The organism is Sphingobium sp. RAC03, assembly GCF_001713415.1.
GTDB lineage: Bacteria > Pseudomonadota > Alphaproteobacteria > Sphingomonadales > Sphingomonadaceae > Sphingobium.
This window is the reverse complement of sequence record NZ_CP016457.1, coordinates 21,277-47,141: the sequence shown is the minus strand read 5'-3', so window position 1 is coordinate 47,141 and position 25,865 is coordinate 21,277. Positions and strand designations below refer to the sequence as shown.

Below are 25,865 nucleotides of genomic sequence, written 5' to 3'. Positions count from 1 at the left end.
TCTTGGCCCGCGGTCATGTGCGACCGCACACAGAGGCCGGACATATGATCGCAAGCGATCTGATCAAAATATCTATTTAGAGACCTTGCAAGTGGGGGGCGTCCACGTATGATTCGAGGCTTCTGTCCCCGCTGGTCAAATCCGTTCGGTCGCTCGGGGTCGGCATTGCTCCGAAAGATTCGGCCTAGGAGACTTGGACATTTCTACCCTGCCGCTGCCGCAATAAAAGGCGCGCGGATCTTGCGGCTGGTCTCGCGCCGACGTCCATGGTGATCGACAGCCGCCAGATCATATCCGAGCAAACGCGCCATCTGCGTAAGCGTGGCCTGAGGGCCGCGGTTCAGGCGGCTTCGGCGATTACCTGATTATCTGGCTGCCAGTTCCACGGCATGAGTTCATCCCAGCGGGCAGCAGGCCAGTCGCGAGCGATCTTGGCGATGACATCAGCGATATAGGTCTGCGGTTCGAGACCGTTGAGTTTGGCGCTCTCGATGACAGAATAGATGGCAGCGGCCCGGTCACCGCCAGCCTTTGATCCGGCGAACAACCAATTCTTCCTGCCCAGGGCCACGCAACGCATGGCGCGCTCGGCAATGTTGTTATCGATCTCCAGGCGGCCATCGTCGAGGAAGCGTGTCAGCGCGACCCAACGCTTGCGGCCATAGGCAATGGCCTTGGCCATCTCGGACTTGGGCGAGAGACGGCGCAGGGCATCGTCGAGTGCCTGATGCAGTTCGTTGATCAGTGGCTCGGTTCGGTCCTGTCGGCTTCGTCGTCGGATATCGGGGTGATGGCCGCGAGCCTCTGCCTCGATCTCATAAAGCTGACCGATACGCTCCAGCAGATCGGTGGTGAGCGGGGTCGGCTTGGTGGCGTGGATATCGAATATCTTCCGCCGGAAATGCGCCCAGCAAGCAACCTCGGTCACGCGGTTCGTGTCGTAAAGCTTGTCATAACCGGCGTAACCATCAGCCTGCAGATAGCCGGTGAAGCTGGCTAGCTGCCGCTGGGGATGTGCACCGGTCCGATCGGTGGTGAACTCATACCAGACCAGCGGCGGGGTCGTGGCGCCGCAGCCGCGATCGTCGACGGCGTAAGCCCAGAGCCTGCCAGTCGCCGTCTTACCCCGACCCGGATCAAGCATGGGGACCGGCGTATCGTCGGTATGGATCTTCGAGGCGGTCAGGCCGACCTCGCGGATACGACTGATGATCGGGTCGAGCAGCACGGATGCCTGGCCGACCCAGCCTGCCAGCGTCGAGCGATCAATCTCGATGCCCTGCGCCGCCATTATCTCAGCCTGACGGTAGAGCGGCAGATGATGGTCGAACTTGGAGACAACGACGTGGGCCAGCGTGCCGAAGGTCGCCTTGCCCCGCGCTATCGCCTTTACCGGTGTGGGTGCCTGCACGACCTTCTCGCAGGACCGGCAGCTATACTTGGGGCGGATGGTCCGAACGACGCGCCACTGGACCGGCACGGCATCGAGCATCTCATCGCTATCCTGCCCTAGCGGCCGCAGCGCGCCGCCGCAGTCCGGACAGGTGCAGTTGCCCTGCTCGGGCTCGATCCGCTGCTCCTCACGCGGCAGATGGGCGGGCAGCGCCCGAACCGGTGATGGCCGATCTGCCTGAACTGGATCGGCCCGCCGCGCGGCGGCGACGATGGCTTCGCCTTCGAGCTCTTCCAGCGCCAGCTCAAGCTGCGTGATCTGGGTGCGTATTTCGCAAAAGTCGGACAGCTGCTTCGCTAAATCCCGGACAAGCGCTTCAGTAAATCCGGGACAGCTGGTTTAGGCATTGGATGCCTGGTTGCTGTTAGGGTTGAGTGATTTCCGGATTTGGATCCTGGGTCAAGCCTGAAGGCGCTTTTTGTCGTCGCATGCTGTCGCCTTCGAGGGCGATGCGATGAGCGTTATGGATGATGCGATCGAGGATGGCGTCGGCGATGGTCGGCTCGCCGAACGTTTCATGATGCTGCTTTCCTGGAAGGGGTCATACTGTAATTTGGCGCTGTGAGCGCCTTTATTTGCTGGAGGGTCAGGTCCACCTGCCACGGCTGTCCCTTCTTTAGTTGCCGGCCCTGAAGCTTACCGCGTTTCAGCCATTTGAACACCGTTTGCTCAGTGACGCCGAGCGCGGTCGCGGCACCTTGGATCGAGTAGCTGCCATCCGGCCAACGGGGCGGATTATGCTCGACGCCGTTGATCTTTACGGTGGGGATATTCCAGCGCTGGCGCAACAGGTGCACCGTGTTGTGGTCGAACAGCCCGTCCAGGCTGTTCCGCAGACCCTCTATGTTGAGCGCGGTAGCGACCTCGGCGTCCATCATGCCAGCGGCGTTGAGCTCTCGGATCCGCTGTTCTAGCACGTCGGCATGAGCAGCTTCAGCATAGGATTGAGTGCGCCGCATGACCCAGTGTTCGGTCGCTGCGCCCGTCTGCCAGATGATGCGGATCCACACCATGCCTTTCGCCCGCCGCTGATCTAGAATGACCTTGTCGATCACGAGGCGGAGCATCGCCTTGCGTTCGCTGTTCTCGATTCTTTCCCAAAGATCAGGCAGGTCGATGCCGAACGCTGCGATACGGGCGCGATCGTCGGCATTCAACGCAACGGTTTGCTCCGTCTTCCACCGCCGATAGTCCTGCTCGACCTTTTCGACCTCACGCAGCTTGCTTTCCCAGATGCTTTCGAGCGAACGGGCAACGAGGCGGTTCTCCGGCTCGACCGCGTCATATTGGCACCGGGCACGCTCGCATTCATATTCGGCGCGTTCGCGCTTGAGTGTCCATTGCCGTTCGAGTCCATGGACGTCCGCGTCGATGGCGTCGAGCGCGGCCAACGCGATGGCGAGTTGGTCAGGGGTGAGCGCTGCAAGGAACTGCCGTTCGACCTCAGCCTCAACCCGCGGCGCACGCACCTCTTGGCAATATTGGCCGACGCAGGTCGCTCGTTCGGAACGGCACCGATATACCGGATGGTTGCTGTCAGGGCCAGAGTAGTTGAGTGCCATGCGCCGTCCGCAACTGCCACACATCGCTATACCCTGCAGCAGCGCCTTTCCCTTCCGAGACATGCCACGATGCCCGGCTTTGAAGTTGCCGACATTGTCCGTGAGCTTGTCGCTGATCGCCATATGCGTCTCCCAACTGATATACGCTGGATGAGCATTCTGGATGCAGACTTCCCATTGTTCGCGCGGAACGGCGCGCGTCGGGTTCTTGCCCCCCTCGCTTCGCTTTTCGGGCGCAGCGCACCGGCGTCCGTAGACATAGGCTCCCGCATAGACAGGGTTTTTCAGGATATTGCGCACACGCGCATCGGTTGCATCGCGCCAGGCTATTTCGTGTGGCGCCGGTCCCTTCAACGGCCTGACCGGCAGGGCAAGATCGGCCTGGCGCAGATAGCGCACTGCCGCCTTTGCGCTTCCCAGGCGCATGAAGCTGTCGAACACAAGTCTGATGCGCTCCTGAACCTGGGCGTCGGGATTGAGCATGATCCCTCCGGCGGGCGCGTAGATTAGCCCTGCCGGAAGCGGGATACGCAGTTCGCCGCGCGCCGCCTTCTGCCGTTCCCCCGTGTGCAGGCGCATGCGGATCTGATGCAGTTCAGCCTCGCTCATGATCCCCGAGAGACCCAACAAAAGCCGATCATGGTAAAGTCCGGGATCATATATTCGTTCGCTGTCGGCGATGAGAACGCTGAACATCGAGCAGAGCTGAAGCAGTTGATGCCAGTCACTGTTGTTGCGTGCGAGGCGCGACGCGTCGTAGCTCAGAACGAGACCGGCGTGACCCAAGCCAACTTCAGCGATTAGGCGTTGGAAGCCGTATCGGTGCTGAGCCTCCGCACCGGATTTCCCCAGATCGTCGTCGATGATCTCGACCCGTTCGCGCGGCCAGCCAAGGCCAAGCGCGCGGTCGACAAGCCGATACTGAAGCGCCGTGCTTTCCTGGTGATGGCGGATCTGGCCGACGCTCGACTGACGGACATAGACATAGGCCAGCTTGGCCTGCTGCGTGGTGCTTATCCGTTCATCTACGGCATAATCTCTCAACATCGGTGTCACCGGCGTAGCGGGCAGTTGGGCGCGAGCACAAAGCCTGCGCTATCGTCGCCGCCAGCTGACGCTGGATTGCTGGCGGCAGGCTCGACCATATCTGGATCTTTGGCCGTCTCCGGGGAGAGCTGATGTTCACTCTGGCATTCCTCGTCCTGTGATGAACGGCGCAACGCCTCTGCCAGCGCAACGACTCGCATTAGGATGGAGCCTGAGACCAACGGCGCGGATTTCGAGTCAGGCGGAGCGGTAGCCAGATCGGTGACGGTGCGAAGGATGTTTCGCCGCCCGCCATGCGGCACCCGGATAGTCACCCAAGCCGGCCCGCGATCAGACACCAGCTTCAGAACTTCGAACCGCTCGCCGAAGAGCGGATGCTGCGGGCACGTCACCGTTACATGGCGGATCAGCCCGTCGATATCAGGGGTATCACTGGATGGTTGGCTCGCCGATCATTTCGTGCCATGCCGCCACGGGGAGCTGGGCAGTGATCAAAGTGGATTTCCGGCGGTAACGTTCTTCGAAGATTTCCAGGAGGTCGAGACGCTGCTGATCATTGAGGCTGTGCGTGCCCCAGTCGTCGAGAATGAGCAGCTGGACGCGTGCAAGTTTGTCGACCACGCGTGGGAAGCGACCGTCGAGGCGCGCGAGTGCAAGATCTTCGAACAGGCGCGGCATGCGCAGATATAAGACGGAGTGATCCTGACGCGCCGCTTGTCGCCCGAATGCGCAACCCAGCCACGTCTTTCCTGTGCCGGTTTGGCCAGTGATGATGAGATTTTCGCGGGCATTGAGCCACGCGCCTTGCGCGAGTGAGAGGATATTACGTCGGTCCATGCCTCGGCGTGCGGCGAAGTCGACATTCTCGATACAGGCGTCGACGAAGCGAAGCTTTGCGCTGGCAAGCCGGTTGGTCAGCCGCCGGTCGGCACGAGCGGCGATCTCGCGGTCCAGCATGAGCCCGAGCCATTCGTCGCGGGTCAGGTCGCCTGAAGTGTCCTGCTCGGCAATGTCGCGCCACGCGGCCGCCATGCCCGCTAGCCCCAAGCTATGCATTTGATCAAGGGTAGGATGCGTCAGCACAAGATCGTCCTTTCATTATTGGTAATAGGACCCGCCACGGATGTTGCCGTGCGCCGGTGTTGGTTTGAGCGGCCCCGTTGTCGGCTGGATCTTGTCGAGCCCGGCTTTGAGGATGGCGTTGACTGAAGAGTAGGTGACGGCACCGATCACCAGCGCCCGGTCGCAGGCCGCTTCGAGCCGATCGTGCTCATAGCGCCGAGCAAGGGAGAGGATGCCCATAGCAGAGCGATAACCCTGCTCGGGGTGCGGCTTGTCGACCATCAACCTTTCCACGAACATCGCTGTGTTAGGACCGGTTTTCCTGGCACGTTCGATCAGGTGTCAACGGCGGAGCAAAAGTCGGCCATTCGGCGGCGTAAAACCAGGCCATCGTGTTACATGCCGGGGGGAGTGGCGTGAGGGCGTAGCCCGAGGGCCACTCCCCCCGGCATTGGTGTAATTTTCAGGGTCTGGTTTTGGCCTTGCGGGCCCGGCTGTGCGCGAGGCGATAGCTTTCGCCGTTCATCTCGAGGATGCTGACGTGATGGGTCAGGCGATCGAGGAGCGCGCCTGTGAGACGCTCAGATCCGAAGGTTTCGGTCCATTCGTCGAAGGGCAGGTTGCTGGTGATGAAGGTGGAGCCGCGTTCGTAACGCTGGGAGATCAGCTCGAACAACAGTTCGGCGCCGGTCTTGGAGAGCGGCACAAAGCCCAGTTCGTCGATGATGAGCAGCTTGTATCCGGCCATCTGCTTCTGGAAGCGCAGAAGACGGCGCTCGTCGCGGGCCTCCATCATTTCGCTGACCAGCGCTGCCGCGGTGGTGAAGCCCACCGACAGTCCTTTCTGGCATGCTGCCAGTCCGAGCCCCAACGCTACGTGCGTCTTTCCGGTGCCTGATGGCCCCAGAGCGATGGCGTTCTCACGCCGCTCGATCCACTCGCAGCGCGCCATCTCGAGCACCTGCATCTTGTTGAGCCTGGGGATGGCGGCGAAGTCGAAGCTGTCGAGGCTTTTGACGGCGGGGAAGCGCGCGGCCTTGATGCGCCGCTCGACCATGCGACGCTCCCTGTCGATCATTTCCATCTCGACGAGGCGGGCGAGGAAGCGGATATGATCGACGCCTTCAGCGGCACATTGCCGCGAGAGATTGTGATGCTCACGCAGGCACGTAGGCAGCTTGAGCGCCTTGAGATGGTGAGCGAGAAGGATCTCCGGGGCCTGATCGCTCATGCGGCCTCCTGCCGGTCGGAGAGCAGGCTCAGATAGGCTCTGGCAAAGGTCTTCTCGACCGTGGTGCGTGGCAGGAAGGGATAGACGTCCAGGTCCAGCCTGGGCGGTACGCGTTCGATCCGGCACAGGACGAGGTGCTTGACGGCATCGAAGCCGATGGCGCCAAGATCGATGGCCTGTTCGACCGCCGCCTGGAGATCGGCGAGGGTGAACGTTTCCAGCAGGCGCAGTACCTGCACATATTCGCGCCTGCCATGTTTGTGCATGCGCCCTTCCATCAACCGCTGCAGTGTCGTGAACGCTTCGGGCAGGTCCCAGCCCTGCAAAGGCGCAGCCTGGTCGAATGCGTTGATCTTCTGCTCGATCAGCGGGAGATAATGGAGCGGGTCGAAGACAACCTCCTCGCGGGCATAGCAACGAGGATGACGGGCGATGACTTCGCTGCGGCAGCCGATCACCACCTCATCGACATAGGCCCTGATCCAGACCTCCTGATGGCCCCAGGCCACCGGAACCGAATAATCGTTGGTCCTGTAGCGCACCAGGGATTGCGAGGAGACCCGCCCGCCTTTCTGATCGCAGGCCTCGAAGGGTGTAGCGGGCAGAGGCTGCATGGCCGCGAGATCGCGCTGCAGCCGCTCACCGATCGTCTCGCTCTGCCCGCGCACCTTGTCCTGCTGGCGCTTGCGGCATTGCTCCTCCAGCCACAGGTTGAACGCCTCCCAGGTCGGGAACTTCGGGATCGGCACCATGAAGTTGCGCCGGCAATAGCCTACCAGCCCCTCCACATTGCCTTTCTCGTTCCCCTTGCCCGGGCGAGCATAGCGGTCGCGGATCACGTAATGTGACAGGAAAGCGCTGAACAGCGTGGCACGCTGCCGCGTGCCGTCGGGCAGGATCTTCGTCACAAGGCAGCGATCGTTGTCATAGACGATCGAGCGCGGTACCGCGCCGAAAAACGCGAAGGCATGCACGTGTCCGTCCACCCAGGCCTCCGCCACCGCCGCCGGATAGGCCCGCACATAGCAGGCATCACTGTGCGGCAGATCGAGCGCGAAGAAGTAGGCCTTCTGCTCCACCCCGCCGATCTCCACCAGCGCTTCCCCGAAATCGGCCTGCGCATCTCCCGCAGGGTGCGCCAGCGGCACGAACATCTCCCGGCTGCGCTGTTCGCGCTCCCGGATGTAATCCTTGATGATCGTATAGCCGCCGGTGAAACCATGCTCGGTGCGCAAACGGTCGAATACCCGCTTCGCCGTATGGCGTTGCTTGCGCGGGACACTGCGGTCACCCTCAAGCCATCCATCAATGATCGCCACAAACCCGTCCAGCTTCGGGCGCTGCGGTACGGACTGGCGCCGGTAACCCGGCGGCGATGAAAACGACAGCATCTTGCGTACCGTTTCGCGCGACACATTGAAACGCTTCGCCGCCGCCCGTTGGCTCATGCCATCCGCGCAAGCCAGACGGACCTGAAGATAAAGTTCCACGCTGTAGATCCCCACACCTCCCTGACTCGGCAGAAAGGCTTCAAGGTGGACGACTTTTACGCCGCCCGCAGCAGGACTATCCCGCCGCTACCGTGGTCGAATATTGCTCCGCCGTTCTCAGTCGCCTTGTCGGCATCGATGTCGATCTCGCTCGAGCCTGCGCGTCTGAACTGGGCGTCTCGGTGGAATTCATGGAGCTCCTGGCTGGCGAAGACGTCGACGAAGATCTGCGCAACGCGGTTTGGCGCGGACCGCTGATCGGAGGCCAACCGGCAGATGTCATGATGCATGTTCCCTATGATCGGACATTTGCCCTGCGAAACGATCGCGTCGTGATCGTGGCACCCTATTATCGCGAACGGTTCGCTATGATCTGCGACCGAAACGCCGTGGATTGTGAAATGCCGCCGCCCCAGTTCAAAGGCCAGCGTTTGGCGGCCGAGCTCGATAGCATCCCCGATTTTTACCTTTCGGGGTCCTTTGGCGGAGTGTTACGCAATGATGTCGCACATCTCCCAAGCGGCGCCGCCGCGATCGAAGCTGTGCGCAGTCGCCAAGCCGTTGCCGCGATGGCTACAAAGGCGCAGGTCGAGCACGCACTTTTCTTGGGCGGAGACACTATGGTCGAGCGTAATGGCGCGCTTCCTGCACTCACTTCGCCGGGTTGGGATGTCGGGCTGGCTGTCAAGGACGACAGCAGGGATTTAGGTGATCGCCTCGAAGCGATCCTGGCGCTGCTGCAAAGCAGCGGGGTACTTGCCACAATCTTTGCGCGCTATGGGGTCAAAGCAGCCGCGCCACTCGCAGGATAAGTGAAAGGGTAATCAGGATGGCATCGAAGAAGACCGCCTTCCTACTATTCTAGAATGCTATAAAATATTGGGAGCATAGGCATGAAAACGATCATAAATAGCGCAACGTTCCTCTTGAGCCTGAGCGCTCTCGTCGCAAGTCCGCTACTGGCAGCGCAGGAAGGTCCGACTGACGCAGATATTGCGAACGATGCCAGCTCGACTGCGGATGTTCTCACAAATGGCTTGGGACTTCAAGCCCAACGCTTCAGTCCGCTAACCGCCATAGACGCATCTAATGTCAAAAGTCTAGTTCCGGCGTTCTCCGCTTCGCTTGGAGGCGAAAAACAGCGTGGTCAAGAGGCACAGCCTCTCGTTTATGACGGCACAATCTACGTGACCGGAAGCTATTCGCGGCTATTTGCGTTCGATGCGCGGACCGGCGAGGAAAAGTGGGAATATACTGCGCGTTTGCCCGACGGAATCATGCCATGCTGCGACGTCGTTAATCGGGGAGCCGCAATCTATGGCGACAAGATTATTTTCGGCACTTTGGACGCGCGATTGGTCGCTTTGAACCGCAAGACTGGTAAAGTGATCTGGAACAAGAAGATTGCCGACTACGCGGCGGGATTTAGCTTCACGGCCGCCCCGATGATCGTCAAGGGCAAGGTCATTACCGGCAATTCCGGCGGCGAGTTTGGCATTGTCGGCGCAATAGAAGCACGCGATGTCAACACGGGAGAGTTGATCTGGTCGCGTCCTACGATCGAGGGGAACATGGGCACCCTCAACGGGAAGGACAATGGCATTACCGGCACGGTCAATGCATCTTGGCCTGGCGATACGTGGAAGACAGGCGGCGGCGCCACTTGGCTGGGCGGCACATACGATCCGGAAACCAATCTCATTTACATGGGAACCGGCAATCCCGCGCCTTGGAACAGCCATCTCCGTCCAGGCGACAATCTGTACACATCATCAACACTAGCTCTGGATCCAGATACCGGGGTGATCAAATGGCATTATCAAACAACGCCACATGACGGCTGGGATTTTGACGGCGTCAATGAACTTATCCCCTTTAACGCGAAATGGAAGGGGAAGGACATGAAGCTTGGCGCCAAGGCGGATCGCAACGGGTTCTTTTTCGTTCTGGACCGGACCAACGGTAAGTTTCTCTCCGCGACGCCTTTTGTCTCTAAGATTACTTGGGCCACAGGCTATAATAGCAAGGGGCGTCCAATTTATGTTGACGCCAATCGGCCTGGTCCCCCCACGGCCGAAAAGGGAACATCGGTTTTTTCGGCACCCGCATTCCTCGGCGCGAAAAACTGGATGCCGATGGCATATAGCCAGCAGACAGGTTTCTTCTATGTGCCCGCAAATGAATGGGGCATGGATATCTGGAACGAACCGGTGGCATACAAGAAGGGTGCCGCCTATATGGGCGCGGGTTTCACCATCAAGCCACTTTATCCAGACTATATCGGTGCCTTGCGCGCAGTCGACCCGGCTACGGGCAAGATAGTCTGGGAGTATAAGAACAAGGCGCCGCTATGGGGCGGCGTGCTTACAACCGCTGGCAACCTGGTTTTCACTGGCACACCCGAGGGCTATCTCAAAGCATTCGATGCGAAGACGGGTAAGGAACTCTGGAAGTTCAACACCGGATCTGGTGTCGTGGGATCGCCTATCACCTGGGAGCAGGACGGGGAACAATTTGTTGCCGTGATGTCGGGCTGGGGCGGCGCTGTTCCGCTGTGGGGCGGCGAAGTCGCGAAGGCCGTTCAACATATTAATCAAGGTGGATCATTGTGGGTATTCAAGCTCCCCAAGAACTGACGGGCTCAGGCAGGGTTCCGCATCATCTCGCCCAGCAATCCGGCCGAGGTGTCCAGCGGACTTTGGCTGGAGAGGAGATGGAGTTGGAACGCATCCTGATCGCGGACGATCACTCGCTTGTCCGGGATGGGCTTCGTACAGTCATATCCGGTGCTTTTGACAGCTTCGAGCTCTTCGAGGCTGCTAGCCTCGAAGAGGTTGTGGCGGTTATTGAACGCGAGGGCAGTCTTGATTTGGTGCTGCTCGACCTTCACATGCCTGGCATGAATGGCATGGCCGGTCTCGAACGATTGCGCGCAAGCTATCCCACAGTGCCGGTGGCGATCGTATCAGCATCACAGGAATATGGCGTTGCGCGGAATGCGCTGGCAGCCGGGGCTTCGGGCTTCATTCCAAAATCGTTACGCCGCAGTGCAATCGTTGACGCCATACGAAGAATTTCCGCAGGCGAGATTTTTTTCCCCGAAGACTGGAGTGATGCTGGCACGCCGGCCGGACCGGCAGAAGTCGATATCATGCAGCGTATCGACACTTTGACGCCCCAACAGAAGGTTGTTCTAGGCTTTGTTGTAGCCGGCAAGCTAAACAAGCAAATAGCATTCGAGCTTGATGTGTCTATCACAACCGTAAAGGCACACGTGTCAGCAATATTAAACAAGCTCAACGTATATAGCCGAACACAGGCTGTGTTACTGGCAACTCGCGTTCATTTTGAGGACGTTTCTTCTCGTCCCCAAAAAGACCAGCATTAGGGCAGGTGAAGATCTTCGACCGTCCTGCTCAGCAGGGCTCGAAGAGGTGCTGGTTTAAGTGGCTTTGTGAGGACGTGGAAGCCGTTGCGCGTAAGATGCTGCCGTAGTTCGGGAGACCGGTCAGCGGTTATGATGATTGCCGGAATTTGAGCGTTCGCTTCGGTACGGAACAGACGAACTGCGTCGTCTCCAAGCGCATCGCAATCGAGATGATAGTCGGCAAGAATGATGTGCGGGAGGATCGCGTCGTGCGACCTAATATGCGAGACAGCGTCATCGGCACCACGGGCCGTAACCACTTCGCAGCCCCAGCCTGAGAGCAAGGCCGTCATCGCACTTAAGATACTGGCATCGTTGTCGATTACGAGAATCCTGAGCGCAGCTAAGCTCCTGCGTGTAACTGTTGCCGACGGCGCTGCGCCTTTTACTTGGGCTTCGGTAGCCGGGAGATCAATTCAAAATGTTGATCCCACGCCCAACTTGGATTCGAGATGGACCGGGTGGTCCAGCATACGGCTTGCCCGATGCACGATCGCGAGACCGAGGCCCATCCCCCTGTGCGCTTCTCCATCTTCCAATCTGAAGAATTCCTGGAAAACAGCCGCGTGATGTTCTGCGGGGATTCCCGGTCCAGTGTCCGTTACCGACAATCGGATCACATTGCCGCGGATGGTCCAGTCAACACTTACTGACCCGGTCTTGGTATATTTTATGGCATTCGAAACAAAGTTCTGGAGCACGCGCCTGAGCAACCGTGCGTCCGATCGTACCCAGGTTCCGCAGTCAGAAACACGCAGTTCCAGGCCTTCTGCACGCGCTACGGGAAGAAACTCCGCCTTGATGTTTCGCAAAAGATCACCGACTGGAAACTCTCGTAGTTCAGGGACCACGGCCCCCGCATCGAGCTTTGAAATCTCCATAAGCGCCTCAAGAAGGTATTCAACGGATTCTAGCGCGGAACTGGTCTGGCCGACCAGGGAGCGTGATGCCGGCGCCAGCTTGCGATCTTCCAGGGCGGAGACGAAAAGGCGCGCTGCGTTGAGTGGCTGCAAGAGATCATGACTAGCGGCCGCAAGAAAACGAGTTTTGGACAGATTCGCCTGTTCTGCCAGTCCTTTTGCCTCGCGCAGCGCTCCTTCGATATTCAAACGTTCGGTGATCTCACGCTGAAGTTTGGAATTGACGGCCGCCATTTCGGCCGTTCGCTCTGTCACTCGCCTCTCCAGCGTATCGTTGGCCTCTTGTAAAACTGCTGCGGCGCGGCGGCTTGCGCTGATGTCGCTGAAAGTGATCATGAGACCGCCATCAGGCATTCTGGCGCGGCGAATCTCCAAGCTACGACCGTCAGCCCAGGATCGCTGAGCGATGCATTCGCTTTCGCCTTCGCGCAACCACCGGACACAGTCCGTATCGCCGATCTCTGCCTTCCGGGTGCTCCAGAATCTGAGGAAGCGACGATGCGTCGCAATGCTGTCCTCCACGTCCGCGGGAAGCTCGAAAAGTGCGCGCAGCGATCCGTTCCAAGCAACGAGATCGCCGTTTGGACCGAAGACGCATACAGCTTGTGGGATGTTGTCGAGCGCTGCCTGAAGCAGCATCGACTTCTCGGCCAGTTCTTGGGCACGTTGGCGGGCGTCCTCGGCCTTTACCTCCGTGATGTCAGTGTAGAGACAGACAATGCCTCCATCGCTCGTTCGGCGCTCGTTGATCTGGATCCATCGACCGTCGGCCAGAGCATGCACATGCCCACCGACAGCGACAGCATGTTGGCGCGATCGTTCCGAGACCCACCTGTCAGGAGCAATCATCACGCCCAAAGTTGTGCCATCCTCGACGATCATATGGGCTATCTCGGCAAAGCCCATGCCAACGTGAATTCGCTCGGCGATACTCGGCCAAAGACCTAGATAAGTTTGATTGAACAAAGCGAGCCGATCATCCTGATCGAACAGTGCGAACCCCTCATTGATCGTATCTATGGCGTCGCGCAAGCGCTGCTGCGCGTCTTCAGCAACTGACTTCGCCTGGAGAGCCGACGCACTCGCGGCCGCCAGTTCGCCCAATATCCGTTCGAGCTCGTTAGTGCGCTCCCGGACCTTGGTCTCGAGTGCGATCGCAGTCTCGAACAGAGAGAAGGCGTTGCCTTGAAGGTCGGTTGCGCGTTCGACGCGGTTAATCAGTGCAGCATTGATTCGGCGCAGCTTATCGACTTCGTACTCGAGCGAGTCGCTGCGGTGCCCGGCTGCGCTTATAATCGCTTTTGTCATTTCCCAATCGCCAGGCCAGTGAGTGTTTGGTTGACATGCAGCGAGCCAAATTGTTCGCCATAGGAACTAAATCCCACAACACCCCATTGCGAAAACACCCGCGATACCCCGAACGTCAGCTGGCGCTGTGCAACCTCTACGGAGTTCAAAGCGCAATCGAACCCGATGATCTTATCGATGCCCGATGTGTTGTCGCTCAAGCCGCTGAACAAGCGCTCGAGTGAAGGAACAATATCGGCGCTCTCGCCCAAGGTCATCACGATACCCTCATCTATAGCACAGTAGAAGGTCAGGCTATTATCCGGATTAGCGCATTGGATTGATCGTGCATAATATTCCCCGCCCGCCCGCACCATGGGGGGATGGGCTGCGAACACTTCGGGCCCCAGTTCCGTGACGGATACGCCCGCCAGACGGGCATATTCGAGCGCCGCTGGCTCCGCGTTGAGTTCGAATGCAATCCGATCACCGACATCCGCACGTGTGATCACCATTTTTTCGTCCCGCGGCACATAATATTGGGCTCGAAAGACTTTTAACGGTCGCACTGTCGAAATGATGCCCACCACCGCGCAATTGCTCCGAAATGCGCCGTCGTGAAAAACGAACGGATCCTTAAAGGCAATCCGATCGCCTGACAGCCCTCCGACCATGGGAATGCTGCCTAGTGCGTCCTGGACTGTCACCGTGATGATTTCGTCCCGGTGTGAAAGCCCATCCATCAGAATCAAAGCAGCATGATTCAACTTCCCTCCCAAGCGACGCGAGGTCTCAATGGCCTTCGCTGCAGCCGTCCGGACTTCTTGTTGAGCGGCGGCACCATCAAAGTGGTCGAGGCCGTCGATAAATGCGGTTGTGAAACTGAAATCGGCCTTCGGAAATCCAATTGCCGTTAATGTGCCTCGGTCGGGGCCATCGGCCGTCAATTCCGCGGCGGACGTGCAGCCAATGATGGGAATGTCTTGGGTGCATTCGCGGAGGGCCGCAGAGACGGCGGCCAAGTCGTACCGAGTCGAACAGAACATCACCGCACCGGCCAGATCGGGCCACTCAAGCTGACCCAAAATCGACCGCACGGCCTGCTCGGTATCGTCGAGCCGGGCGGTGGCGACTCGAACAGCGCCTTCGACAAGGTGTTTTCGGTTTTTCACGTCGTGCACAGCAACACCTTGCCATGCCCGGAAGCCTTCGTCATCCTCGGATCGTTCATATGCCGATCGAGGTCATTCGGTCGCGGAGGGATGGGCGGAGCCAAGCAAAGGAGATGGTGCGCTATCGAGAACAGCGGCCTCTTCATCGCTGAATACCCGACTGCGCACAATGAACCGCACCCCCTCGGGACCCTCCAGGGAGAAGCCGGCGCCACGGCCTGGAACGACATCAATTGTGAGCTGCGTATGCCGCCAGAACTCAAATTGTGCTGCGCCCATCCACACCGGAATCGCATCTGATATGTGTCCAAGGAGAACATCTTGCCCACCAACGCGGAACTCGCCAGCGGGGTAACACATAGGCGCGGAGCCGTCACAGCATCCACCCGACTGGTGGAACATCAGCGGGCCGTGCTTTTGCGCCAGGCGCTTCACCATTACGTCGGCTTCTTCAGTGATCGAGACTCTTGCCGGAACGTCCACGACCGCCTCCTAAAAGGGCGGGCGGCGGATAAGCGATCCGCCGCCCAGGGGGGGTAACTCATTGGCGCCGAGTCGTCATTCAGCGCGACGCGCGCATATCAAAAGAAACCCAACGCTTTAGGGCTGTAGCTGACGAGGAGATTTTTGGTCTGCTGATAATGGTCGAGCATCATCTTGTGTGTTTCGCGACCGATACCCGACTGCTTGTACCCGCCAAATGCCGCATGAGCGGGATAAGCATGATAGCAGTTCGTCCAGACGCGACCAGCCTTGATACCGCGGCCCATCCGGTAAGCGCGTGTCCCGTCCCGCGTCCACACGCCCGAACCAAGGCCGTAGAGCGTGTCGTTGGCGATCGCGAGTGCATCGGCGTCGTCCTTGAACGTCGTCACAGCCACGACCGGACCGAAAATTTCCTCTTGGAAGACGCGCATCTTGTTGTGGCCTTCGAGGATCGTTGGCTGGACGTAGAAGCCGTCAGCAAGCTCCCCATCAAGGGCGCTGCGCCCACCGCCGGTCAAAACTTTGGCCCCTTCACCTCGACCGATATCGATATAGGACAAAATCTTCTCAAGCTGGTCGTTCGACGCCTGAGCGCCGATCATCGTTGTCGCGTCGAGCGGACTGCCCTGACGGATCGCCTGGACCCGTGCGATCGCCTTCTCCATGAAGCGGTCATAGATCGACTCATGGATCAGCGCGCGACTGGGGCAGGTGCAGACTTCCCCCTGATTGAGGGCGAACATGGTGAAGCCTTCGACCGCCTTGTCGAGAAAATCATCATCTTCCGCCATCACATCCGCGAAGAAAATGTTTGGGCTCTTGCCACCGAGTTCGAGCGTTACCGGAATGAGATTCTCGGTGGCATATTGCATGATGAGGCGGCCGGTGGTTGTCTCCCCCGTGAAGGCGATTTTTGCGATTCGCTTGTTCTGCGCCAAGGGCTTGCCGGCTTCGATACCGAAACCGTTGACCACATTGATCACGCCGGGGGGAAGCAGATCGCCGATCACGTCCATCAGCACCATGATCGACATCGGAGTCTGCTCGGCCGGCTTGAGAACAACGCAGTTGCCTGCAGCGATTGCCGGCGCGAGCTTCCAGATCGCCATCAGAAGTGGAAAATTCCACGGAATGATCTGTCCGACCACGCCCAGAGGTTCGTGGAAATGATAGGCAACAGTGTCGTCGTCGATCTCAGAAAGCGCACCTTCCTGCGCGCGGATGCAGCCTGCATAATAGCGCATATGATCGATTGCGAGAGGCAGGTCCGCAGCGGTTGTTTCACGGATCGGCTTACCGTTGTCGATAGTCTCGACGAGGGCAAGCAGATCGAGCTTCGACTCCATGCGATCTGCGATCCGGTTCATGATGAGGGCCCGTTCGGCTACTGACGTCCGTCCCCATTTGTCCTTCGCAGCGTGCGCAGCATCGAGGGCCAACTCAATGTCCTCGGCTCTTGATCGAGCTATCGAGCAAACCTTCTTGCCGGTAATGGGGGAGGGGTTGTCGAAATACTCGCCCCCGACCGGGGCCACCCACTGGCCGCCAATGAAATTGTCGTATTTCGAACGCAAAGCGACACTGGCATTCAGTTTTTCAATGGCTTGGTGCAGCATAAAACCCTCCTGGCATGTTCACGTCTCGACGGCGCGTATTCTGAGATTGAGAATGGCTTGTCCCACGTGGCGTCCAGCAGCGCCATTGTACCAAAGGCCAATTGCCGAGTAGGCCATCGATCGGCTCATAAGGAACGATCAAGAACTGCGCAGCCGATGGTGCCGCAGCGGGAGAGGATTGTCATGTTTGATATCAAAACGAAGCTTCTCACTGGTCTGATCGTAGGGGCGATGGGCTTTACGGCGAGCTCGACGGCTTCTGCCAAGGAAGTGGTGGTCCATATGAAAAACCAGGGTGCCGGTGGCATGATGGTATTCGAGCCAGCTTTCGTGAAAGTCGCCGTAGGCGACACAGTGAAATTCGTTCCTACAGATAAGAGTCACAACGCTGAGTCGATTCCTGAGATTCTCCCTGCTGGCGCGCCATTGATCGCGGGGAAAATCAACCAGGAGGTTGTCGTCAAGTTCGACAAGGCCGGCGTATATGGCTTCAAGTGCAAGCCGCATTACTCGATGGGTATGGTCGCGCTGGTGCAGGTGGGATCGAAACCGCCTAACCTTGCAGCAGCCAAGGCTGTGAAACTCCCAGGACTGGCCCAAAAGCGGATGAGCGGTTTGTGGCCAAGTGTGAAATAGCAGCGCGGTGGCTCAAGTTTTTCGATACTTGCGTTCGAGCGCAGCGCTCGAACGGGGAAGATGAGCGCATTTTTGCGTCACTCAGGGTAATAGGGCATGGGTCTGCAATTAATAAAGACGGTCTGCCGCCCACCTGAGCTGGCCGCGGGAGCGCACGGTTTCACGGGCTGTGCGCTTTTTATCTGGCGAATGGAGCAATCAACGATCGCTCGTTGGTTCGACCATGTCTGCGTAGCCGTAGGCTGAGCTTTCTCCCCGTAATTGCTCAGCCCTTCCGAAAATCGGCTGATGAGCTGATGAAAGGTTGTCCCGCGCAAGCGGGCCTCTATCTGTTCCGTATTTGACTCAGGATCGTTCTTGCGGTGCCGCCCGAGATAGCGTGAAAACGGTTCTGACAGTGCGGTTGTGAAAAGGGGGTGGGCAATTACTTCTCCCCTTATTGGGCTGAGTTCGGGTATGATTGGGCCATTCCTATGACTGAACGCCACCCCCAACTCCAATCGACGCTTACTTGCCCGCATTGCGGGTTCGTGAAGACCGAGTCCATGCCGACCGACGCCTGCGTGTATTTCTATGACTGCGCCGGCTGCGGCGCGCTCCTGCGGCCCAAGGCCGGCGATTGTTGTGTTTTCTGTTCTTATGGCGCCATTCCGTGCCCACCTATCCAGCTTAAGGGCCAGATCGCGGGTTGCTGCGGCAACGAGGCGCACAACACCGACCCGGCCGGGGACACAATGAACGCTTGATAACCGCGTCGTAAACCGTGTGGGTGGCATGTGCGTGATCGTCGATCCGTACCGCCCCGCGCCTGCCCACTTTGAATGTAATCGTGTAGGCTGTCTCGCGCCGTACTCCGCGACTGGAATGGTCGACACGCTTGCCGTTGATAGTGGCGGTGGATCAGGCCGCCCCGAATGATTTGACAGCGTGCGACAGCTATTGCCGGGGTCCGAACAGCGTAACGCGCGCCCTAGGCGCTTGGTGGTGACGCGCACCGATCCCCTTCTCTCTGCGCCTGCCTGCACGAGCGACTTTTAGACACTTGGAGCAGGTACATAAACGGTTTCCCCACGGCGCACCGACACTGATGTGGCGCGCGGAACAAGGCGCGGAGCGAGACTCCTCTCAAAGCGCCAATCCCATCGCGAGCAGCATCAAAGCACGCGTGCCGGCTGCCATTTTCAATCTCGCAATGACATATGTGACCTTCCCCGAGAGGACACGCGTCCAGTTCGATCGAGTCCGGCTCTTAGGCCAAGGATCCCGTCCACCACGAGCAGCGTCCCGGTGACGAAGAGCAGTACCGAAAAGAAGTGCACGAAGTTGCGGGGGGAAGGGTGGAGCAAACGTGAAGGCAGCGACCAGCGGCAACCTGGTGATACCGTAGGCGGTTAATCCGAGGTCGCGCAGGCGCTTCGGGCCGTTCCAGTCGAGCGGCGAGCGGAGCAGCACCATCCCCCGCCGGCACATCGGCAAGGCTCGATACTCGATGCTTTGGCCAATGGCCGACCTGATGCCCATAATAGGGGCGAGCGGCTCGACGTTGTGGAGACGCGTTGGTACGGGTCAGCATCGGGAAGCCTCGGATACGGGTGCGAGATAATAGGCGTCGATCGCGCCGCCCTGGCGGATGCCCTCGACCGTGATGCACCGGCCGAGCATATGATCGATCGTATCTCCAGCAATCAGCCGCCAGCGGGTGCCGTCTGCGACACGAAGCACTGGCCCGCGCGGGCTGGGCTGGATCACGCCGGCGACGCGAAGCGTTTTTCCCGTCATTCCGCCGCCTCCGCTTGCTGCATCACGTCCTCGGCCGACGCCCCGTCGAAGCACGACAGGACGCAGTGGAGGAGCGATCGGCCGTGCGAATTGAGCAATTTGCCGTCGCACTTCATCGGGCGGTGGACGAGGCGCTGGCATGGCGCATTTCTGCGATTGCGAAATCCACATGGTACGGCCAGCGGGAAAGGCTACGCTTCAACGGGAGCATCCGCCTCAAGCGGTGGCTGCTCCTCGCCGAAAAGATCATGCCGGGTGTCCATAGGCCATGCCTTTCATGCGTCCCTATGCTGACACGGGATTGCCAAAACGACTGGCCCGGCGTGCGCCAGGTTCGATGCAAAGCCAGAGCTGGGCGATGATGGACACGGCAGCCGCGCTCATCAGCAGAGGGGAATTGGTGTTGAGCGGGTCGCCGACCAGACAAGTGGCCGCATGCCAGGGGGAAGCTGCTCTTCAACACCGGCGACGCTGCGATCTTCGACGAGAGCGACGATGCCGAGCGACAGGCTGCACTGCGACAGCTCCGAATTCTCGTCAACGCCGCTGCCTCCCTTGCCGAGTTTTTGCACGGTTGCGGGCGAGGCGAGGACCGCAGCTATGGCGAGAGCGAGGACGCAGGTTTTCATCCGTAAATTTTCCTCATGCAACGCGGTACAGGTCGACGGGAATCGGCTCGTGCAAATGGCCGACGGTCGCAAGGACGCCGGGAATTGTGGGTCGGGCTGGTGCGGAGATCCGGATGGTTGTGTAGAGCATTCACCACCACCTCCCCTTCCTGCTCAGGTCCAACCGTCGCGGCGGCCCTCGCCGCTGTCACGCAGCGAGTGGCCATCGAGCGCGGAGCGACGGATCTCCAGTTCGACCTGTTCACCCTTCCGGCGGGTGCGAATGTCGCGCAAATCGATGTTGTTGCGCTTGGCATAATCCTCAGCGGCGCGTTCGCTGCCGAACTTGCCTGCTTCCTCGAAATCCCAACCAGCCATAGTCAGTCTCCCTAAATTGCCCCCGGCACCATGCCGGCGGCTATGCACTTACAAATCGAGGCCCAGACTGCGCTCTGGCAGCGGCGGCAGCACGTCGCCGCGGTCGGGCTTGAGATCCGGGGGGGCCTTGAGATCGGCGACCTTCGCTGGCTCCGCAGGCTTGGCGGCACCGTCGGGAACGGGCGGAAGATCGGTGGGCATGGGCGGCAGATCCGACAGGTCGATGCCGTCGATCGGACCGGGGTCGAATTTCTCCGGCTGCCTGGGTCCTTTCTTGCCATCGATATCGAGGCGGCCGAGCGTTTCGAGCGCGGAGGTCTTGTTGCCGGGGTTCAGGTCGAGCTGACGCTCCAGTTTTTCCTTGTCGTCGACCACCATCGTGAGTTCATCGCGCACGCGGGTGACACCGACGTTGAACAGGCGCTGGTTCGACAGATTCCTCTCATGGCTGGACATGACGGTAATCGCCTTGTCGGTGGTGATCCCCTGCGCCATGTGCATGTTGAGCGAGTAAGCGAGGTCGAGGCGCGACAGCATCGGATCGCCCAAGTCGAGGGTGAGCCGCTCTTTACCCGCCGTCTCGACGGTGACGCCGTTCGCGTCGATGGTAAGCACGCGGGCGAGTGCGGCATTGTGCAAGCTGCGGTCCTTGTCATTGGCGGTCCAGCGGATGCGGTCGCCCTCGCGGAGGTGGAGATCCTTTTTCTCGGTGAGCTCGAGCCGGTCGCGCTTTTCGGTCGGCGACAGCTTTTGCGGATCGAAACGGACCTTCCTTCGGCCGTCGCTCAGTTCGACCCTGCCGTTGGGCAGCACTTTGGTGATGTCGTAGCGACCCTGCTCAAGGCCGACGTCCTGAGCGCCGCCGCGGCCGACGTCGAGCGTCTGGCCCTGTCGGTAGCTCGACGCGTAGCGCAGTTCCTCGCGGGTCATGTTGACCCGCTCATAGACGGTGAGGTGGATGCCCTCCCCCGTCACGCTGCCCTCGGCCGCCAGTCCCTCTTGAATCCGTTGATTGATGACCGCCCTCGAGGCCCGGCCCGAGGCGAAGACGGCGGTGGCTTCGCGATCGTCGCCCGACAGGCCGAGCCACATCTCGGCGGCGGCTTCTGCTGGGTTCGCGCTTTCGACGACATTACGCCCAAGAACCTTCATCGCCTCGCCGGCCTTACCTATGTTAGCGAGGGCAGCGACGGTGCGCAGCGTGTCGGTGCGCTGACGGATATTTTCGTCCATCCGCGCCATCGTGCCGCCGCCCGCCTGGATCATGGCGAAGGACTTGCCGGCGTCGATCGACGAGAGCTGCTGGCGATCGCCGACCAGGACCAGCTTGTCCACGCCCAGCGCTTGCGCGATCTGTTGCAGCTTGAGCATGTCGCCCGACGAGACCATCGACGTCTCGTCGACGACCAGCATGGTGCCGTCGAGTTTCGCCCGGGCTGCGTCGTAGCGCGGGGTGTCGCGCTCGCTGATGTACCGCTCGTTCGCCAGCACGAATGATGCGATCGTCTGGCTCTTGATGCCGGCTTCCGCGGCCAGGTCCGCGACCATCTTGTTCTGGAAGGCAAGGCCGGTGACGTCGCGGCCCTCCGCCTCGGCCACACGCGCGACCGCCTGCAGCATGGTCGACTTGCCGGCGCCGGCGACGCCCTGCACGGTAATGGTGCGGTCGGCCGACGAAACGATGAGCGTCGCGGCGGCGAGCTGCCCAGGATTGAGATCGCGTGTAGCGGCAGCCTGCAGTCGCGACGGCGCATCGTTGGCCGCGATAATGGCCGACGCCTTGCCGCGACCCGCCTCCACCGCTTTCAGAATGCTCTCCTCGGTGCGCAGCGCCTCCTGCGTAGTCACCATGCGGATGCCCTTGTCGCCGTCGCGCACGGCGCCCGGGATGAGCTGCCGGTTCTCCACCATCTGCGCAACGCGACGCTCGACGGTATCGATCGTCACGCCCTTCAGACCGAGGTCGAGCGCCGTCTTCGCGACGAGATTGACGTTGAACGCGGCCTCGCGCTCCGAGAGGATCCGGACGGCCGATGCGACCGCGAGTTGGGTGCGCGCCTCGGCCGGCGACTGGGTCACGCGAGCGAGCGCGCTGTCGACGAGCGGATCGTGCGGTCGAAGGAAGGTCCCGATCTTTTCACGCGCACCGCTGATGGCTTCGCTGACCGCGCGGAATCCCCGTTCCAGCTTGCTGTCGGCGAGCGATTGACCCGCGCGCGCTACGGCGGAGGCAACCAGGCCCTTCCCGTCGAATCCGAGCGCAGCCGCCTTGTCGATCCAGCCCTTCTGCAGGCCGTCGCGATCCTCGACGTTGAGTTTGGGATCGCGCGTGTTCGCCGTGACCGCGAGGCGTCCCTTGGGGGATACGATCCCGAGTTCGGCTGCCTTTTCGAGGATCTGCTCACGGCGCTGGCTGAACGCCTCGAGGACCGCCTTTGGCACCCCGGAAATCTCGAAGGTGCCGTGCTTGCCCTTGGCATCGATCTGGTAGCCCAGCTTCTCCAGACCATCCCGCAGAAAGGCGTGATAGATCGAGCCGATCGTGGTGTTGCTGCTCCAGATCTTGTCGGCATGAAGCGCCTGCCATTTGCCGTCGGGCATCTTCGTGAGGTTGGCGATGACGGCATGGATATGCGCCTGGGGATCGAGCGCGCGGCTCGTGTCGTGCTGGAAGAGCGCGTAGACGAGATTGCCGGTCTGCACCGGCACCTTGCGGCCCTCGACATCCTTGCGGCCTTCGGCGAGGTTTTTCTCGACCCATGCCATCGTCTTGCGGACGGCCGTCATATTGGCGTCGAGCACCCGCTTGTCGCCGGCGATATAGGCCATCACCGATGCCGACTTGGGCATGGAAAATGTGAGGTCCACGCCAGCACGCCGGTTCTCGACCTGGGCGACCCCTTCGCCATCGGGGAGAATGCCGTTCAGGATTCCTTCGAAGGCGTCCTTTGATACCTCGCCTTGCAGGCCGAGCGCATCGGCGCCCTCGCCCGCCCACATGCTGACTTCGGAAGACCCGTCGGCGGTATAATAATTGTCCTTGAAGTCGTCCTTGGCGAAGTAGTTCGCAGCGCCGGATGCGGAGCGGACGGGGGCGACCGAGAGCATGGGCTAGATCCCCATGTCCATGCTGTCGTCCTCGCGTCCGGGGGCGAACGCCTGGCGCAGTTCGACGAGGGTCTGATCCTCGACCTGTGGCGCGCGCTGGGCGTCGCGGCCGGCGCGCCGATCATCACGATCGCGCGGGGCCATCGTCTGCTCCTCGCTATTGCCGCGCGTCGCCTGCGCCTGGTCGGCGGCGTGGGTGGTCGGGGCCGATTGTTCATCGGACGTGTCGCTGCGCTGGGATGCCCGGCGAGCGGTCTCCTGATTCTCCTCTTCGACCGGATCGGACAGGATCCGCGCCGCCATCTCCTTCGCGACGTTGGTGACTTCCACCACCTCTTCCACGATCTGCTGCGCGCCATCACGCCCGCCTGCTTCGCCGCCTTCCCCGTCAAAGACTTCCTCTCCGCGCCTGGACCGGACGGGCTGCAAATTGGGCCGCGGGACGAAACCCTCGGCGACCTGGGGATAGTCTTTCCATTCGAGCAAAATGGGGGCCGCAGGGAAGCCATCGGGGAATTTCACGAAGCCGTGCATCGACGGCAGGTTCGTGATGTCGTCGGCGATAACGAGGGGCTCGACCTGCTTGCGGGGCGTCAGGGTCGAGGCATCGCGGGTGTTGTTGTAGCCATAGCTATACGCCTCATCCATCTGGCGCACTTCGCGGTTGCCGATATAGCGCGCGCATTGCTCGGCGGTGTCGAGATCGGCGGTGGCGAGGATCAGCTTGGAGCGGGCGAGCGAGGCCAGGTTGCGAGCACCCTGTTCGCCGTAGACCTCGACCAGTTTTTCGAAGCTGTGGATTCCAAGGATCATCGCGCCGCCGAAGGCGCGAGCGGTCTGCAGGCCGTTCTCGATCGCGGGCAGTTTATGGAGTGCGCCGAGCTCGTCGAACATGAACCAGGTGCGCAGCGAGCGGGTGCGCGGCATGGTCATGAGGCGGTTTATGCAGAGGTCCATCCAGAGCGTCAGCAGCGCCCGGTTCATCGCCAGATCGACATAGTTGGAGGTGATGAACAGGATGCTGCCCGGCTTCTTGTCGCGGGTGATCCAGTCGCGGATCGAGAAGGGCTCGCCGTCGTCGGGCAGGAAGCGGAGAACCTGCGCGTTGGTGTTGAACACGGCGCGGATCGATTCCGCCATGCGGGCGGCTTCAGGGGCTGTCAGCGGGTCGGCGATGGTGTTGGCGAGGAAGCGGTGGACGCGCTTCAGATCGGCGGTCATCAAATTCTCTGACAATGCGAGATTGGTGGTCTGGCCGCGCTCCTGCAGACGGACGCACATCTCGATGAACAGGGTCCGCGCGGCGAGCGCCCAGAAGGGTTCGGACGACCCGCCATCGGAAGGGATCAGCGCGGCGGCCGCGGCGGTGAACTCGCTGTGGGTGCGGCAGTCGTTGAAGATCGACCAGGCCGGGCATCGCAGGTCCATGGGATTGAGGATCGTATCGCGTGCAGGGTCGTAGAACGCTTCGACATAGGCGCCGGTCAGGTCGAAGATGACGGCGCTGTCCTGGCGGTCGCGCATCTGCCGGACCAGGCTGCGCAGCTCGGTGGTCTTGCCCGAGCCGGTGGTCCCGATCAGCATCGTGTGGGACTGCTCCATCCGGTGCGGATAGGGAATGCCGGCGAGCGAGTAGGGATGATGGATGCCGGCCGCTTTGCGCTCCGCGAATGGGAGCTGCAGGACCTTGGCTGGTGACGTGCCGGGGAAGTGCTGCCGGGCTTCCTCTTCATACTTCGCGAAATTGTGCTGGCTGACCTCCGAATAGAGGATGTCACGCGTCACCAGCATCGCCCCGCGCTCATGCCGCTCCTGAAGGATATGCTTGCCGCGCCGGCGCGAGATATCGACGAACCAGAGGGATAGCGGAAGGACGACAAAGACCGAAACGAGGAAGGAGCCGAGGAGGCCACGGATGGCGACGGACCATGCCTGCTGAACCTCAGGGATGTGCGGGACGACGGGCATGATCGTTCGCATGATTTCGCCGGTCGGGAGCGTGACGTTGACACGCTTGTTGGGATTGAGATCGACCCAGTTCCAGAGCGTCGCGTAGAGCTTCATGCAGATGAGCTGGAACCCATGTTCGTCCAGTTTGATCGACAGGATGATGAACCAAGCCGCGAGGAAGACGAAAAACCAGACGACAAAGGGCAATTTGGCGCCCGAGAACCACATCAGTATCTCATGGGTGAGAAGCTGGCTGCCGCGGGTGAAATTGCCCGAGTTGCGATGGACTCGGCCACGTGCGGAATGGTGGGTCAGTGGGATGTTCTGACCGTTGGAGCGGATGTCCTTACGCGCCATGATATTGCACCAGGCGCTTGTCGGTTTCGGCGATGATCCGGTCGCGGAACTCGGGGAATTGCTCGCGGATGATGATGTCGAGCGCGAGTTGCTGGAACTCGCTGATCCGCGCCAATCGGCGCTGGCTGGCAGTGTTGAGATCGGCCGAGGTTAGGAAAGCGTCGAGGGCGCTCCTGATCAGTTCGGAGGGGCGACAATCGCGCTCGGCCGCAATGGCGATAACACGATTATATTTCTCACGATCGAGCCGGACCGTGCAGTGCTTGAAAGCAGTGGTCAAACCGAGCCTCCTAGCA

General features: G+C 60.5%; 19 protein-coding genes and 4 pseudogenes. 5 read left to right on the top strand and 18 right to left on the bottom strand.

The window, feature by feature from the left end:
• Positions 1-340 precede the first annotated feature (340 nt).
• From tnpC to istA, 7 genes and pseudogenes are all read right to left on the bottom strand, one after another.
• Positions 341-1,726, bottom strand: a pseudogene (tnpC, locus tag BSY17_RS20250) (IS66 family transposase); the annotation flags it as partial.
• A gap of 91 nt (positions 1,727-1,817) precedes the next feature.
• A pseudogene (locus tag BSY17_RS21055) lies at positions 1,818-1,967 on the bottom strand (ATP-binding protein); the annotation flags it as partial.
• A 1-nt stretch (position 1,968) separates the two neighbouring features.
• On the bottom strand, positions 1,969-4,062 hold the full coding sequence (locus tag BSY17_RS20245; RefSeq protein WP_069067140.1) for a recombinase family protein: 2,094 nt from the start codon (positions 4,060-4,062) through the stop codon (positions 1,969-1,971).
• Between the two features lie 435 nt (positions 4,063-4,497).
• Positions 4,498-5,145: pseudogene (gene istB, locus BSY17_RS20240) on the bottom strand (IS21-like element helper ATPase IstB); the annotation flags it as partial.
• A gap of 15 nt (positions 5,146-5,160) precedes the next feature.
• Positions 5,161-5,466 (bottom strand): annotated as a pseudogene (locus BSY17_RS20235) (IS21 family transposase); the annotation flags it as partial.
• Positions 5,467-5,587: 121 nt separating this feature from the next.
• Positions 5,588-6,355 (bottom strand): IS21-like element ISSsp5 family helper ATPase IstB, encoded by a 768-nt coding sequence (istB, locus tag BSY17_RS20230; protein ID WP_063142326.1) that lies wholly within the window; start codon positions 6,353-6,355, stop codon positions 5,588-5,590.
• Entirely contained in the window at positions 6,352-7,845 is a 1,494-nt protein-coding gene (gene istA / locus BSY17_RS20225; RefSeq protein WP_011950768.1) for an IS21 family transposase, read from the bottom strand. The genes istB (BSY17_RS20230) and istA overlap by 4 nt, the downstream gene beginning before the upstream one ends.
• A 92-nt stretch (positions 7,846-7,937) precedes the next feature.
• On the opposite strand from istA, the gene BSY17_RS20220 reads away from it, so the two are divergent.
• The 3 genes from BSY17_RS20220 to BSY17_RS20210 all read left to right on the top strand — a co-directional run bounded on the left by BSY17_RS20220 (position 7,938) and on the right by BSY17_RS20210 (position 11,233).
• Positions 7,938-8,657, top strand: coding sequence for a substrate-binding periplasmic protein (locus tag BSY17_RS20220; RefSeq protein ID WP_069067138.1), 720 nt, complete (start codon positions 7,938-7,940; stop codon positions 8,655-8,657).
• 81 nt (positions 8,658-8,738) lie between these two features.
• Entirely contained in the window at positions 8,739-10,481 is a 1,743-nt protein-coding gene (locus BSY17_RS20215; protein ID WP_069067137.1) for a methanol/ethanol family PQQ-dependent dehydrogenase, read from the top strand.
• Between the two features lie 77 nt (positions 10,482-10,558).
• Entirely contained in the window at positions 10,559-11,233 is a 675-nt protein-coding gene (locus tag BSY17_RS20210; RefSeq protein ID WP_171899305.1) for a response regulator transcription factor, read from the top strand.
• Here BSY17_RS20210 and BSY17_RS22120 read toward each other — a convergent pair.
• The 5 genes from BSY17_RS22120 to adh all read right to left on the bottom strand — a co-directional run bounded on the left by BSY17_RS22120 (position 11,230) and on the right by adh (position 16,753).
• Complete coding sequence (locus BSY17_RS22120; RefSeq protein WP_335681363.1) at positions 11,230-11,565, bottom strand: response regulator; 336 nt, start codon at positions 11,563-11,565, stop codon at positions 11,230-11,232. The two genes, BSY17_RS20210 and BSY17_RS22120, sit on opposite strands and share 4 nt — an antisense overlap.
• A gap of 123 nt (positions 11,566-11,688) precedes the next feature.
• Positions 11,689-13,500: a sensor histidine kinase gene (locus tag BSY17_RS20205; RefSeq protein WP_335681362.1), complete on the bottom strand. Its 1,812-nt coding sequence runs from the start codon at positions 13,498-13,500 to the stop codon at positions 11,689-11,691.
• Positions 13,497-14,660 (bottom strand): FIST N-terminal domain-containing protein, encoded by a 1,164-nt coding sequence (locus BSY17_RS20200; protein WP_237236633.1) that lies wholly within the window; start codon positions 14,658-14,660, stop codon positions 13,497-13,499. Before BSY17_RS20200 ends, BSY17_RS20205 begins: the two co-directional genes overlap by 4 nt.
• A gap of 63 nt (positions 14,661-14,723) precedes the next feature.
• A complete protein-coding gene (locus tag BSY17_RS20195) occupies positions 14,724-15,089 on the bottom strand; it encodes a DUF779 domain-containing protein (RefSeq protein ID WP_069067136.1) in 366 nt (121 codons plus the stop codon).
• A 143-nt stretch (positions 15,090-15,232) separates the two neighbouring features.
• A complete protein-coding gene (gene adh / locus BSY17_RS20190) occupies positions 15,233-16,753 on the bottom strand; it encodes an aldehyde dehydrogenase (RefSeq protein WP_069067135.1) in 1,521 nt (506 codons plus the stop codon).
• Between the two features lie 183 nt (positions 16,754-16,936).
• Between adh and BSY17_RS20185 the strand changes: the two genes are divergently transcribed.
• Both BSY17_RS20185 and BSY17_RS21985 read left to right on the top strand, forming a co-directional pair.
• A complete protein-coding gene (locus tag BSY17_RS20185; RefSeq protein WP_069067203.1) occupies positions 16,937-17,389 on the top strand; it encodes a pseudoazurin in 453 nt (150 codons plus the stop codon).
• A gap of 473 nt (positions 17,390-17,862) precedes the next feature.
• Positions 17,863-18,135, top strand: coding sequence for a GDCCVxC domain-containing (seleno)protein (locus tag BSY17_RS21985; RefSeq protein WP_083217227.1), 273 nt, complete (start codon positions 17,863-17,865; stop codon positions 18,133-18,135).
• An 820-nt stretch (positions 18,136-18,955) separates the two neighbouring features.
• Here the strand turns inward: BSY17_RS21985 and BSY17_RS20175 are convergent.
• The 6 genes from BSY17_RS20175 to BSY17_RS20150 form a co-directional block, all read right to left on the bottom strand.
• On the bottom strand, positions 18,956-19,168 hold the full coding sequence (locus BSY17_RS20175; protein ID WP_069067133.1) for a DUF5818 domain-containing protein: 213 nt from the start codon (positions 19,166-19,168) through the stop codon (positions 18,956-18,958).
• A 383-nt stretch (positions 19,169-19,551) separates the two neighbouring features.
• Entirely contained in the window at positions 19,552-19,797 is a 246-nt protein-coding gene (locus BSY17_RS20170) for a hypothetical protein (RefSeq protein ID WP_069067132.1), read from the bottom strand.
• A 153-nt stretch (positions 19,798-19,950) separates the two neighbouring features.
• On the bottom strand, positions 19,951-20,154 hold the full coding sequence (locus BSY17_RS20165) for a hypothetical protein (protein ID WP_069067131.1): 204 nt from the start codon (positions 20,152-20,154) through the stop codon (positions 19,951-19,953).
• A gap of 48 nt (positions 20,155-20,202) precedes the next feature.
• Positions 20,203-23,262, bottom strand: a complete 3,060-nt coding sequence (mobF, locus tag BSY17_RS20160; RefSeq protein WP_069067130.1) for a MobF family relaxase — start codon at positions 23,260-23,262, stop codon at positions 20,203-20,205.
• A 3-nt stretch (positions 23,263-23,265) separates the two neighbouring features.
• Positions 23,266-25,569, bottom strand: coding sequence for a type IV secretion system DNA-binding domain-containing protein (locus BSY17_RS20155; RefSeq protein ID WP_069067129.1), 2,304 nt, complete (start codon positions 25,567-25,569; stop codon positions 23,266-23,268).
• A complete protein-coding gene (locus BSY17_RS20150) occupies positions 25,559-25,849 on the bottom strand; it encodes a hypothetical protein (protein WP_069067128.1) in 291 nt (96 codons plus the stop codon). Before BSY17_RS20150 ends, BSY17_RS20155 begins: the two co-directional genes overlap by 11 nt.
• Positions 25,850-25,865 lie beyond the last annotated feature (16 nt).

Bases quoted from the DNA above. Each gene is read 5' to 3' on its own strand.
- BSY17_RS20245 (WP_069067140.1), bottom strand. From the start codon at position 4,062: ATGTTGAGAGATTATGCCGTAGATGAACGGATAAGCACCACGCAGCAG.
- istB (WP_063142326.1), bottom strand. From the start codon at position 6,355: ATGAGCGATCAGGCCCCGGAGATCCTTCTCGCTCACCATCTCAAGGCG.
- BSY17_RS20215 (WP_069067137.1), top strand. From the start codon at position 8,739: ATGAAAACGATCATAAATAGCGCAACGTTCCTCTTGAGCCTGAGCGCT.
- BSY17_RS20210 (WP_171899305.1), top strand. From the start codon at position 10,559: ATGGAGTTGGAACGCATCCTGATCGCGGACGATCACTCGCTTGTCCGG.
- BSY17_RS22120 (WP_335681363.1), bottom strand. From the start codon at position 11,565: ATGACGGCCTTGCTCTCAGGCTGGGGCTGCGAAGTGGTTACGGCCCGT.
- BSY17_RS20205 (WP_335681362.1), bottom strand. From the start codon at position 13,500: ATGACAAAAGCGATTATAAGCGCAGCCGGGCACCGCAGCGACTCGCTC.
- BSY17_RS20195 (WP_069067136.1), bottom strand. From the start codon at position 15,089: ATGGTGAAGCGCCTGGCGCAAAAGCACGGCCCGCTGATGTTCCACCAG.
- adh (WP_069067135.1), bottom strand. From the start codon at position 16,753: ATGCTGCACCAAGCCATTGAAAAACTGAATGCCAGTGTCGCTTTGCGT.
- BSY17_RS20185 (WP_069067203.1), top strand. From the start codon at position 16,937: ATGTTTGATATCAAAACGAAGCTTCTCACTGGTCTGATCGTAGGGGCG.
- BSY17_RS21985 (WP_083217227.1), top strand. From the start codon at position 17,863: ATGACTGAACGCCACCCCCAACTCCAATCGACGCTTACTTGCCCGCAT.
- BSY17_RS20175 (WP_069067133.1), bottom strand. From the start codon at position 19,168: ATGACGGGAAAAACGCTTCGCGTCGCCGGCGTGATCCAGCCCAGCCCG.
- BSY17_RS20170 (WP_069067132.1), bottom strand. From the start codon at position 19,797: ATGAAAACCTGCGTCCTCGCTCTCGCCATAGCTGCGGTCCTCGCCTCG.
- BSY17_RS20165 (WP_069067131.1), bottom strand. From the start codon at position 20,154: ATGGCTGGTTGGGATTTCGAGGAAGCAGGCAAGTTCGGCAGCGAACGC.
- mobF (WP_069067130.1), bottom strand. From the start codon at position 23,262: ATGCTCTCGGTCGCCCCCGTCCGCTCCGCATCCGGCGCTGCGAACTAC.
- BSY17_RS20155 (WP_069067129.1), bottom strand. From the start codon at position 25,569: ATGGCGCGTAAGGACATCCGCTCCAACGGTCAGAACATCCCACTGACC.